The organism is Pseudomonas sp. IT-P44, from assembly GCF_949768225.1.
GTDB classification, from domain to species: domain Bacteria; phylum Pseudomonadota; class Gammaproteobacteria; order Pseudomonadales; family Pseudomonadaceae; genus Aquipseudomonas; species Aquipseudomonas migulae.
Genome location: NZ_CATKQM010000022.1, coordinates 80702 through 87349, shown reverse-complemented (window position 1 = coordinate 87349; position 6648 = coordinate 80702). Strand labels below are relative to the sequence as shown.

Sequence of the window (6648 nt, the reverse complement as noted above, 5' to 3'; positions counted from 1 at the left end):
CGATGGCGGCGGGCCCACGGAGCAGGACCGGAGCGAGGGCATGCCGAGCCTTAGCGAGGCACCGTACGTCAGGGGCAAAGCCTTTTGGTTCCTTTTCGGCGTTTGGAAAAGGGACTCGCCGTAAGGGCGAAACCAATAGCCGCCGTTACCGCAGAAATGGATATGTACCCCGATCCCCCCCGTCAGCCCAACGTATAACCGTTATCAACCTTCCAGTCCTGTCCATAAACCCCCCGCGCCCCCTGGGACAGCTGAAAAATAATCACGTTGGCCACCGCAGACGCATCAAGAAAATGCCCCGGCAACAGACGCTTGCCAAGCGTGTCAGCAACATCATCAAGCTCACCATCACTCAAGCCCAGGTTGTCCCACATCGAGGTCGCGGTCGGCCCCGGCGAAACCAGGTTGATGCGCACATCATAACGAGCAAATTCCACCGCCAGCGTGCGCGCCTGGGCCGCCAATGCCGCCTTACTGGCAATGCAAGCCGCCAGACCGGGAAAACTCGACCCCGTCAGGAAGCTGCCGACAAACACCACCGACGCCGGGTTCGCCAACTCACCGCGCAACGCCGCCAGGGTGTTCAACGCACCCGCACCGTTGACCGCCCATTGCCGCTGAAAGGCCGGCATGTCCAGGCTATCGGCCATTTCGGCAATGCCGGCGTTGGGCACCAGATAATCCACCCGCCCCAACGTCGCCGCCCGCCGGGCCAACCCTTGCAGATCGTCCTCGCAGGTAACGTCCCCGGCACACCATTGCAGCCGTTCACCATAGATCTGCTGCAAGGCCGGCAAGTCACCGACGGTGCGCGACATCGCCAACACCCTGACCCCACGCGGCAACAGCGCCGCGCACAAGGCCAGGCCAATCCCGGAACTGGCGCCGGTGATCACGGCCAAACGATCCTGAAACTCGGTTTGCATCATGTTCTCCTGGGCATCATCGATGCCAAGCACTGGGGACCTGGCGGGCCCCTATCTTTGAACAGATGCAAAAATACCGACTTGACGGCGATCAGATTTTCTCAATGGATCGACCGCTCAATGAGTCGAGTGCGACATGGCCGGTTGCTGCAGCACCGACTGATCGATCTCGCTGAACCGCAGCACGCGACCGCCCTGCTCCGTGGCCAGTTTTTCAGCAGCCTGCTGGCTGGAGAACGACGCCAACACCACCCCCATCGCCCCCTTGAGCCGGGTGCCGACCACGTAATACGCATCTTTGGCATCGATCAGTTGGGTGTCATCCGGCGAATTCCAGGGGCTGTGCTCCATGTCGTGGACATACAGCCTGGCATCGCCATGATGGTTTTCCGGTTGCAACCACCAACCGATCATTTCCGCCGTGGAGCAGAATTTCTTGATGCCGCTGTGCTCGACCACTTCACCCTTGGGGCCGGGGAAGCCGTCGATGATCATGCCGCAGACATGGCACTCATCACTGGGATGAAAGGCGCTGGGGGCATCGCTGTAGCTGGCTTGCACGGGTTTGTCACACGCCGTCAGCAGCACACAGACCATCAGGCCCGCCAGGTTGCGCAGCGTCTTCCAATCAAGCGTTCTCATCATCAGGTGCTCCAAAAAACCAAAGTAAGAATTCAAGTCGCCCGTCGACGGAACAGCAGCCAGGCCGTACCCAACGGCGCCGCCACCCACAACAGCAGGCAGAGCCAGAGCATCGAGCCCGGCACAGGCAAATCGCTGCCCAAGGTCAGCACGCCAGCGGTACTGGCAACGGCGTCAAAACCGGAAAGATTGATCAAGCGATAAAGGTCGGCGGGATTGAACAGCAGCAACCAGGGCAGCACTTTCGGGTTGAAGTGCCCTTCGCTGAGCACCAGCAGTGCGAGCAGCGCCAGGTCAAACACCAGCACGAAAAAGAACCACACGCCCAGCGCCAAACCGGCGGCCGTGGATTTCTCGGCTGCCACGCTGCTCAGCACATAAGCCAGCCCCAGGAAGCCCCAGCCCAGTAGCGTCGACGACACAATGAATCGTCCGAAGGCCCAGAGCAGCAGGTTCAGTTCGACGTCGTCCACCAGCACGGCGATCGCGAGCATCGCGCAGCCGAAACCGATCAGCGTCGCCAGCGCCAGGATCAACCCATGGCCAATGAACTTGCCGAGCAGGATGTGCCCGCGCCCCAGCGGATAGGTCAACAACAGCAGCAAGGTGCCGCTTTCGTCCTCGCCGACAATGGCGTCATACGCCAGCATCAAGGCGATCAGCGGCATCAGGAACGTCGCCAGGCTGGCCAGGCTGGCGATGGTCGCGGGCACCGAGGTAAAGCCCAACTGACCGGACGCCGCCGCGCCCAACCAGGCAATGCCGGTGGCCAGCACCGCGAACAACAGGCTGATCGCCAACAACCAGCGGTTGCGCAAACCGTCATTGAATTCCTTGCGGGCCATGTTCCAGATCGGGTTCATAGAATCTCTCCACTGCGGGTCGCAGCGGCCCGTCCCATGTAATAGCGGTAGAGGTCTTCCAGGGACGGCGGAGTGATTTCCACGTCCGCCGGCTCATCCTCATTGAGCAACTGGCGCAACAGGCCCAGTTTGCTGCCATTGAGCGCGGCCACTTCCAGGCCTTCCACGCCCCAACGTTGAGTGACATGCCCGGCGATGTTCCACGAGGCCTGCAAGGGGCCGGCATGCTTGAGCCCGTTGGCGCGAATCAGCGTCGGCAACCCGGCTTCCTCGCGCAGGCTGCGCAGACTGCCAAGGGCCAGCAAGCGCCCCTGGGTCAGGATCGCCGCACGATTGATATGCGCCTCGACCCCCGGCAAAACGTGGGAACAGAGAATGACGCTGGTGCCCTGGCTGCGCAGACGGTCGAGCAACCGATACAGGTCTTGAGTGGCGATGGGATCGAGGCCGACCGTCGGCTCGTCGAGCAGCAACAGGCGTGGTTCGCCGAGCAACGCTTGCGCCAGCCCGAGGCGCTGGCGCATGCCTTTGGAGTAGGTCTTGACCCGTCGATGCGCCGCCCCTGCCAGGCCAACTTCCTCCAGCAGCCCGTCCACCTGAGCGAACGCGGCCCCTTTGAGTCGCGCGAAATGACGCAAGGTTTCCAGGCCGCTCATCTGCGGATAAAACGTCACGTTCTCCGGCAAATAGCCGAGCAGACGCCGGACATTCGGATCACTGGGCAAGCGCCCAAACACCCTGACCTGCCCTTCGCTGGCCTGCAGCAAACCGAGCACCAGTTTCATGCTGGTGGTCTTGCCCGCGCCGTTGTGCCCGAACAAACCCAGCACTTCGCCTTCGGCCAGGCTCAGACTCAACTGATGCAACACCGTGGTGTGCCCATAACGCTGGCTGACGCCTTCCAGATCGACGACATTCATGTGACGGGCTCCTTGGTCAGGGTGTGCGTGGTGGATTTCATCAACGGATGGCTGTCAAGTACGCCCGGCGATTTCATCACCGGAAACGCCCGTTGCACCCAGCGCAGCAGTTCAATCCCGGGGCTGTTCATCAACAGCCGCACCTGCGGGTACAGCCACAGCAGGCGGTCGACGTTGTCGTTGGGTTCGTAGGCGATATCGCCCAGGCCATCGTTGTTGCGGTCCCAGCCCAGATAGTCGCTCCAGTAATTGCCCCGGCCATCCGCCGACCATTCCTGCAAGCGGGTGGCGACGTATTTGACCTGGCGCTGGTTGCCGACAAACGCGTTGTCGGCGATGCGGTTGTCTTCGGAGCCGGCGGTGAGGTGAATGCCCACGGCGCTGTGCTCGAAGTGGTTGTGTTCGATGCGGTTGAACAGCGAGTTGTAGATGAACAGCGCCTTGCCCTCGGCGCCGCTGATCATGCTGTCGCCGGTCGAGCCGTCGCGCACGTCGGTGACGAAGTTGTCGCGCAAGGTTGAATAGGTGATGTAGTTCATCAGGATGCCGTAGTTTTGATCCTGTTCGGAGCGGTTGCCGATCACCGTGAGCTTGCGGCTTTGCATCAGGGCGTAGCCGGTGCGGGTGCGGCGGGTGGTGTTGCCGATCAGCTGGTTGTCGTTGGCGAACATGTAATGCACGCCGTAACGCAGGTCTTCCAGGGTATTGCCTTGCAGCAGGTTGCCGTTGGAGGTGTCGATGTAGATGCCATCGCGGGTGTCGCGCACCTGGTTGCCGATGACCCTGGCGCCATGCACTGCATACAGGTGAATGCCGTTACCGCGATCCTGTGAGCGCATCGCCGGATCGCCCTGGATGCGGTTGTCGATCAGGCTCGCATCCTGAGTCCCATCGACCCAGATCCCGAAACCCTGACCTTGCAGGCGATTGCCTTTGATCACCGCGCCACGGGCCTTGGGCTGGAGGAAGACCGCCGCATTCATGGCCGTGAGGTCATGACCCCAGTCCAGAAAAGTGCAGCCCTCGATCCCGACGTCCGGTGCGCTGACAATCACCCCGTTGCCCTGCCCTTGCGCCTGAAACACCGCGCCGGGCTCGCACACAATCTGCATCGGCTGATCGACGCTGAACGAGCCACGGTATTCGCCCGCCGGCACGTGCCAGCGTTGCTCGGCGTCAAGGCGCAATGGCAGCGTGGTAATGGGTTGCACCGCCAGCACGCTGCCGGGCATCAGCAGGAGCGCAAGCGCGATCACCTTGATCGGGTTTCCCTTGATGTCGGTCATCGGTCCGCTCCTGTCGATGCTCAACCGTCAGGCCCGCTCGACCTTCATGCGGCCGACCATTTCCATGTGCAGCGCATGGCAGAACCAGCTGCAGTAATACCAATGCAGGCCGGCCTTGTCGGCGGTGAAGGTGATGGACGAGGTTTGCTGCGGGCTGATCTCCATGCTCGCGCCGTGGTTGGTCATGACAAAACCGTGGGACACGTCCTCGATCTGGTCGATGTTGGTGATGGTCACGGTCACTTCGTTGCCCTGCTTGACGGTGAACTCGGTCAAGCCATACGCCGGTGCCATGGAGGTCATGTAGACCCGCACATGATTGCCGTCGCGGATCACCTTGTTGTCGGTCTCCAGGTTGATGCCATCCTTCTTGGCCAGCTCCACGGTGGCGGCGAAGAACGGGTCGTTACGGTTCCAGATTTTTTGCGTCTTGATCTGATCCCGCCGCGCGAGGATGCAATCGTGCGGTTCGGCAAACGCCGGGCCGTCGTGCACCAGTTTCATTTCTTCGCCGGAAATATCGATCAATTGGTCGTTTTCCGGGTGCAGCGGCCCGGTCGGCAGGAAGCGGTCCTTGGAGAATTTGCACAACACCACCAGCCACTTGCCGTCCGCCTCACTGGTTTCGGTCAGCGACGCGTGGTTGTGGCCGGGCTGGTAATGCACGTCGAGTTTTTGCTTGATGTAATTGACCTTCTCGCCCTTGTAGGCACGTACCGCGTCCGCCATGTTCCACTTCACCACCTGGCTGTCGATGAACAGCGTGGTGTAGGCGTTGCCGCGACCGTCGAAGGTGGTGTGCAACGGGCCCAGGCCCAGTTCCGGCTCGGCGGCGATGACTTCGCGCGGGTCCTTGAATTTATCGGCGAACAGGTCGTCCAGGCGGTCGATGGCGATCATCGATACGGTTGGCGACAGCTTGCCGTTGGCAATGAAGTACTTGCCATCGGATGAGGTGTTGAGGCCGTGGGGGTTCTTCGGCACCGGGATGTAACGGGTGAATTCGGAGTCCTTGCCATCGGTTTTACGACCGTCGACCACCGGCACTTTCGAGTTTTCCAGGGTGATGAACTTGCCGGCCTTGATCGCGGCTTCGATGCGCGGAATGTTGAACACCACAACCCAGTCGCGCTCGTTGCGCATCATGCCGCCGAGGTCGTAGGCCTTCTCCGAGTTGTAGCAGGTGGACGCGGCGTACTTGCCGGTGTAGTCCATGTCGGCGTTGTCCAGATTGCCGTCGACGATCACCTGAAACGCCATTTCCATTTTTTCGGCATCGACGGCGTTGAACATGGTGAAGCTGTTCTTGTCTTGCAGGTCGAAGGTGTGGCCGTCATTGGGGTGCGGAATGACGAACTCGGCGTTGGCGAACACGTACTTGGTGTACGGCACTTTTTGCAGGCGCAGGCCGTGAATGGCTTGCACGTTCGGCACCGTGAGCATCTTGTCGCACTTCATGATGTCCAGGCGGATGCGCGCAATACGGGAGTTGGCCTTGTCGTTGATGAACAGGTACTTGCCGTCGTACTTGCCGTCCGTCATGGAGATGTGCGGGTGATGGCAATCGCCGTTCTGGAACTTCGCGCTGTCGCCCATGATGCGCTTGCTTTCGTTGGTCAGGCCCCAACCGGTGGCCGAGTCGACGTTGAACACCGGAATACGCATCAGCTCGCGCATCGACGGCACGCCCAGCACCCGCACTTCGCCCTGATGACCGCCGCTCCAGAAGCCGTAGTATTCGTCCAGCTCGCCGGGGCCGACATGGGTTTTCGCCTGCGCATCCTTGACCGCAGCCGCCCATGACTCGCGGCTGAACACCGCCCCGCCCAATGTCGTGGCCCCTGCCAGCACCGCCCCGGTGACGGCGCTGCTACCGAGAAAACCGCGACGGCTGAGTCCGGTGTGCTCTTCTTCCTGCACCGGTTTTGTGGATTCTGTGTCAGTCATGCTGCGTACTCCTTGAAGGGATAAAACGGTGTGCGGGTAGAACTCGCTCCCGCAAGGGGGCACA

Annotated in this window: 6 protein-coding genes; all 6 read right to left on the bottom strand. The window is 61.3% G+C overall.

Features of this window, described 5'->3' with window-relative positions; all coding sequences use genetic code 11:
* Positions 1-182: 182 nt before the first annotated feature.
* The gene (locus ACM6IO_RS13060) at positions 183-926 is read right to left on the bottom strand and encodes an SDR family NAD(P)-dependent oxidoreductase (protein WP_008032084.1); all 744 of its coding nucleotides are present in this window, start codon (positions 924-926) and stop codon (positions 183-185) included.
* A 117-nt stretch (positions 927-1043) separates the two neighbouring features.
* On the bottom strand, positions 1044-1568 hold the full coding sequence (locus ACM6IO_RS13055) for a nitrous oxide reductase accessory protein NosL (RefSeq protein ID WP_008037451.1): 525 nt from the start codon (positions 1566-1568) through the stop codon (positions 1044-1046).
* A 32-nt stretch (positions 1569-1600) separates the two neighbouring features.
* Positions 1601-2431, bottom strand: a complete 831-nt coding sequence (locus ACM6IO_RS13050) for an ABC transporter permease (RefSeq protein ID WP_008037452.1) — start codon at positions 2429-2431, stop codon at positions 1601-1603.
* The gene (locus tag ACM6IO_RS13045; protein WP_414911598.1) at positions 2428-3351 is read right to left on the bottom strand and encodes an ABC transporter ATP-binding protein; all 924 of its coding nucleotides are present in this window, start codon (positions 3349-3351) and stop codon (positions 2428-2430) included. The genes ACM6IO_RS13050 and ACM6IO_RS13045 overlap by 4 nt, the downstream gene beginning before the upstream one ends.
* Positions 3348-4637 (bottom strand): nitrous oxide reductase family maturation protein NosD, encoded by a 1290-nt coding sequence (locus tag ACM6IO_RS13040; protein WP_008032076.1) that lies wholly within the window; start codon positions 4635-4637, stop codon positions 3348-3350. Before ACM6IO_RS13040 ends, ACM6IO_RS13045 begins: the two co-directional genes overlap by 4 nt.
* Before the next feature lie 27 nt (positions 4638-4664).
* Positions 4665-6584 (bottom strand): TAT-dependent nitrous-oxide reductase, encoded by a 1920-nt coding sequence (nosZ, locus tag ACM6IO_RS13035; protein WP_008037454.1) that lies wholly within the window; start codon positions 6582-6584, stop codon positions 4665-4667.
* Positions 6585-6648 lie beyond the last annotated feature (64 nt).

Excerpts from the sequence above, each read along its gene's own strand:
- ACM6IO_RS13060 (WP_008032084.1), bottom strand. The coding sequence starts at position 926 with ATGCAAACCGAGTTTCAGGATCGTTTGGCCGTGATCACCGGCGCCAGT.
- ACM6IO_RS13055 (WP_008037451.1), bottom strand. The coding sequence starts at position 1,568 with ATGAGAACGCTTGATTGGAAGACGCTGCGCAACCTGGCGGGCCTGATG.
- ACM6IO_RS13050 (WP_008037452.1), bottom strand. The coding sequence starts at position 2,431 with ATGAACCCGATCTGGAACATGGCCCGCAAGGAATTCAATGACGGTTTG.
- ACM6IO_RS13045 (WP_414911598.1), bottom strand. The coding sequence starts at position 3,351 with ATGAATGTCGTCGATCTGGAAGGCGTCAGCCAGCGTTATGGGCACACC.
- ACM6IO_RS13040 (WP_008032076.1), bottom strand. The coding sequence starts at position 4,637 with ATGACCGACATCAAGGGAAACCCGATCAAGGTGATCGCGCTTGCGCTC.
- nosZ (WP_008037454.1), bottom strand. The coding sequence starts at position 6,584 with ATGACTGACACAGAATCCACAAAACCGGTGCAGGAAGAAGAGCACACC.